Annotated in this window: 3 protein-coding genes; 1 reads left to right on the top strand and 2 read right to left on the bottom strand. The window is 75.2% G+C overall.

The features are described 5' to 3' along the window. Positions 1 to 160 precede the first annotated feature (160 nt). The gene (locus DQW06_RS23505; RefSeq protein ID WP_071623050.1) at positions 161 to 985 is read right to left on the bottom strand and encodes an NAD(P)H-binding protein; all 825 of its coding nucleotides are present in this window, start codon (positions 983 to 985) and stop codon (positions 161 to 163) included. Positions 986 to 1,244: 259 nt separating this feature from the next. Continuing rightward, entirely contained in the window at positions 1,245 to 1,862 is a 618-nt protein-coding gene (locus DQW06_RS23500) for a TetR/AcrR family transcriptional regulator (protein ID WP_013155678.1), read from the bottom strand. A gap of 154 nt (positions 1,863 to 2,016) precedes the next feature. Here DQW06_RS23500 and DQW06_RS23495 point away from each other — a divergent pair, with 154 nt between their 5' ends. Further along, positions 2,017 to 3,627 carry an ABC-F family ATP-binding cassette domain-containing protein gene (locus tag DQW06_RS23495; protein ID WP_117199325.1) on the top strand — a complete coding sequence of 537 codons (1,611 nt, stop codon included), beginning with the start codon at positions 2,017 to 2,019 and terminating at the stop codon, positions 3,625 to 3,627. Positions 3,628 to 3,646 lie beyond the last annotated feature (19 nt).

Below are 3,646 nucleotides of genomic sequence, written 5' to 3'. Positions count from 1 at the left end.
GCGTCCGGCCGGGGGCCCGGCCGGACGCGGCGGTCCGCGGGTCGGTCCCGCGGGCGAAAGGCGTCCGCCCGAGCTGCCGGACCCGTCAAGGGCCCCGCCCGGTCAAGCCCGTGGGCGGAAGGTGCCCGCTGGGAATGTCACCGAGACCGTCGTCCCGCGGTCAGGACCGCGGGCGGAAGGCGTCCGCGTTCTCCCCGACCCACTCGGCGAAGGTGCGCGCGGGCCTGCCCGTGACCCGCTCGACGGTGTCCTGGACCCTGGTGCCGACCTCGGGCGGGTCGGTGGCCAGCTGGAGGCCGAAGGCCACGTACTCCTCGTCGTGGCCCAGGGCGCGCAGCCGCTCGGCCTCCTCCTCCAGGGTGAGGCGGACCAGTCCGACCTCGCGGCCGATCCCGCGCGAGAGCACGGCCACCCGCTCCGCCGGGGTCAGCGCCTCGGGGCCGGTGAGGGGGTAGGCGCGGCCGCCGTGACCGTCCCCGGTGAGGGCGGTGACCGCGACGGAGGCGATGTCGGCCTCGTGGACCAGGGCGCTGGGCGCGGTGCGCGCCTCGCGGACCACGCCCTCCGCGCGCACGGAGCCGGCCCATTCCAGGGTGTTGGCCATGAACTCGACCGGCTGGAGCAGGGTCCAGGCCAGGCCGCTCGCGGCCAGGGCCTCCTCCACAGGTCCCGGGTAGAAGTCGCACAGCACCGACACCCTGCGCACGCCCGCCTTCTCGGCGAGTTCGACCAGGCGCGGCGCCGAGGTGAGGGGGCTGTAGTCGTCCCCGCCGAAGGTGATCAGGTGCAGACCCGTGACCCCTTCGAGGTGCGGGGCGAGGCCGTCCGGGTCGGTGAGGTCGCCGCCGACGACCTGCGCGCCCTCGGGCAGGCGGGCCCGGTCGGGGGAGCGGGTCAGCGCGCGTACGGGGTGTCCGGCGCCGAGCAGCTGCCCGACGACGTGGCGGCCGACGTTGCCGGTGGCTCCGGCGACGAGGAAGGTCATGGCTCTCCATCCGTCCAGTGGGGGATCCTGGTTTCCGTAAGCCGTACAGTACGGCGTACGGGAACGGTGTGCAAGAGGAGGCGCGGTGCCCGGGGGAGCAGGGGGTCCGCGGGCGGTGCCGTGCTTTCCTACCCGCCTGGGCCGGACACCGGGCCCGCCTCGGCGATTCCGCGTCCGGGCCGGGTTCAGGGCATGCGGAAGGCGCCCCGGGCGGCGGGCTCTCCCGCGTTCGGTCCGGGGCGCTGGGGCGGCGCCGGGTTCAGGACCTGCGGACGAAGGCGCCCCGGGCGGCGGCCTCGGCGGTGACCAGGGCGGCCAGGTCCAGGTCGGCGGACGTGACGGGTTCGCGGCTGACGAAGAGGCGGTAGTAGACCGGTGCGATCGCCGAGCGCACCACCTCCTCGGCGTCGGTGCCCTCGGGGGCCTCGCCCCGGGCGACGGCCTCGGTCACCAGGACGGCGGCGCGCGCGTGGCGGTCGGCCATGAACACGCGCAGTGCCCCGGCCACGCGCGGGGAGGCGAAGGCGGCCGCGATGGAGGCCGCGGACATCGCGCCCTCGGGGGCCTCGGTGAAGCCGTGCAGCACGGTCGCGTTGAGGGCCCGCAGGTCGGTGCGCAGGGAGCCGGTGCGCTCGGGTGCCCAGTCGCGGTTGGTGGACCACTCCAGCGCCGCGGACAGGAGTCCGTCCACTCCTCCCCAGCGGCGGTAGACGGTGGCCTTGTGCACGCCGGAGCGGGTGGCGACGCGTTCGGCGGTGAGTCCTGCGTAGCCGTGTTCGCCCAGCTCGTCGAGGGTGGCCTGGAGTACGGCGGCGGTGTTGCGCGCGGTGCGGCCGCCGGGTCTGGCGGCGCCCGGGGTTCCCGTGTCAGAGGTCATAACGCAACTCTAGTTGCATTTGCTGTCTTCGTGTGCCATGCTCCTTATCGCGACAACAGTCGCATCAAGCCCTCTCGAAGGAGGAGATCACGATGGGCCGCTTCCGCCGCACCCAGGGTCCCCGGCAGTTCTCCACCACCATCGAGAGGTCCGCATGTCTTCCGCCTTCTCCGTCGTCTGCACGGGTCTGTCCTTCGCCTGGCCCGACGGCACGCCCGTCCTGACCGGTCTGGACGCCGCCTTCGGCACCGGGCGGACCGGGCTGGTCGGCCGCAACGGCAGCGGCAAGTCCACCCTGCTCCGCCTCGTCGCGGGGCGGCTGACCCCGGCGTCGGGCACGGTGGCCGTGGACGGCGACGTCGGCTACCTGGACCAGGGACTGACCCTGGACACCGGCCGCACCGTCGCCGAACTGCTGGGCGTCGACCGGGCCCGCACCGCGCTGCACGCCATCGAGGCGGGCGAGGCCACCGAGGCGAACTTCGCCGCCGTCGGCGAGGACTGGGACGTGGAGGAACGCGCCCTGGCCCAGCTCGAACGGTTCGGCGTCGCCCTGACGGGGGACGCCCCGCTGGACCGCCCCGTCGGCACCCTCTCCGGAGGGGAGGCCGTGCTGGTCGCGCTCGCGGGGCTGGCGCTGCGCCGCCCCGCCGTCACCCTGCTGGACGAGCCCACCAACAACCTGGACCGCCGCGCCCGGGAGCGGCTCCACGACGCGGTCGCGTCCTGGCAGGGGGTGCTCGTCGTGGTCAGCCACGACCGCGAACTCCTGGAACGCGTCGACCAGATCGCCGAACTCCGGGAAGGGAGGGTGCGCGTGTGGGGCGGCAACTACTCCGCCTACACCGAGCAGCTCGCCGCCGAGCAGGAGGCGGCCCGGCGCATGGTGCGCGTGGCCGAGGCCGACGTGCGCCGCGAGAAGCGCCAGCTCGCCGACGCCCAGGTCAAGCTGGCCAGGCGGGTGCGTTACGGCAAGAAGATGTACGACACCAAGCGCGAGCCCCGCGTGGTCATGAAGCAGCGCAAGCGCGACGCCCAGGTGGCGGCGGGCAAGCACCGCGTCATGCAGGAGGCCAAGCTGGTCGGGGCCAGGGAGGAGCTGGGCCGGGCGGAGGACGCCGTCCGCGACGACGACGCCATCCGCGTCGCCCTGCCCGGCACCGGGGTCCCGGCCGGACACGGCGTCCTGGAGCTGGGCACTCCGGGCGGCGGGCGGCTGTACCTGCGCGGGCCCGAACGGGTGGCGCTGGTCGGGCCCAACGGGTCCGGCAAGACCACCCTGCTGCGGGCCGTGGTCGGCCGGGGGCGCCACCCGCAGGCCGAGGTGGTGCACGCCGCCGACCGGATCGGCTACCTTCCGCAGCGGCTGGACGTGCTGGACGACGGCCTGAGCGTGCTCGACAACGTGCGCGCGGCGGCGCCCTCCGCCACGCCGCACCGGGTGCGGGCCGGTCTGGCCCGCTTCCTCATCCGCGGGGACCGGGTGGACCAGAGGGCGGGCGACCTCTCCGGCGGCGAGCGGTTCCGGGTGGCGCTGGCCCGGCTGCTGCTGGCGGACGAGCCTCCCCGGCTGCTGGTGCTGGACGAGCCCACCAACAGCCTCGACCTGGACAGCCAGCGGCAGCTGGCCGAGGCCCTCGCGGACTACCGGGGTGCCCTGCTGGTGGCCAGCCACGACCACGCGTTCCTGCGCGAGGTCGGGGTGGGCCGCTGGTGGCGGACCGAGCGCGGTCACGCCCCGGTGGAGGTGTCCGGGGCCGACTGACGGGGGGACGGCGGCGGGG

The organism is Nocardiopsis sp. TNDT3 (genome assembly GCF_003427465.1).
Classification (GTDB): domain Bacteria; phylum Actinomycetota; class Actinomycetes; order Streptosporangiales; family Streptosporangiaceae; genus Nocardiopsis; species Nocardiopsis dassonvillei.
The sequence above is the reverse complement of the archived record's forward strand: the minus strand, read 5'-3'. Positions and strand labels throughout refer to the sequence as shown.

Bases quoted from the DNA above. Each gene is read 5' to 3' on its own strand.
- DQW06_RS23500 (WP_013155678.1), bottom strand. From the start codon at position 1,862: ATGACCTCTGACACGGGAACCCCGGGCGCCGCCAGACCCGGCGGCCGC.
- DQW06_RS23505 (WP_071623050.1), bottom strand. From the start codon at position 985: ATGACCTTCCTCGTCGCCGGAGCCACCGGCAACGTCGGCCGCCACGTC.
- DQW06_RS23495 (WP_117199325.1), top strand. From the start codon at position 2,017: ATGTCTTCCGCCTTCTCCGTCGTCTGCACGGGTCTGTCCTTCGCCTGG.